General features: G+C 49.4%; 1 protein-coding gene. It reads right to left on the reverse strand.

Annotated elements, in window-relative coordinates; translation table 11 throughout:
* On the reverse strand, window positions 1–197 hold a 197-nt coding region (locus IV91_RS0114935), incomplete at its 3' end, for an Rpn family recombination-promoting nuclease/putative transposase (protein ID WP_031599587.1).
* Window positions 198–338: the final 141 nt, after the last annotated feature.

Consider the following 338-nt stretch of genomic DNA (forward strand, 5'->3'; position numbering starts at 1 on the left):
CCTACCTTGATCCGCCAGACGATGTCATCGGCACGACCACGAAAGTCTTCGGTGATGTAATTGCCGTCCACCTTCTTCAGCGTCGTGTAATCCAGACTGTGCAACCACTCGTCTGGCACGAACCCCATGATCAGGTCCCGGACAAACTCGGGAGCGGAAAAAAGATACTTGTAACTGCTGTCGTGTTCGTGGCTCATCCGGGCATTCTACCAGCCGGGATCTGAACCGGGTTCTTGCTCAAAGCCCCTCACAATAAAAAATTCCCTTTGGGTAGCATTTGACGATTTTGGCAAGGTCACCGACCTAAAATACTTTTAGAAAGATTATTGACAATTGAC

Source organism: Ferrovum myxofaciens (assembly GCF_000735045.1).
Classification (GTDB): domain Bacteria; phylum Pseudomonadota; class Gammaproteobacteria; order Burkholderiales; family Ferrovaceae; genus Ferrovum; species Ferrovum myxofaciens.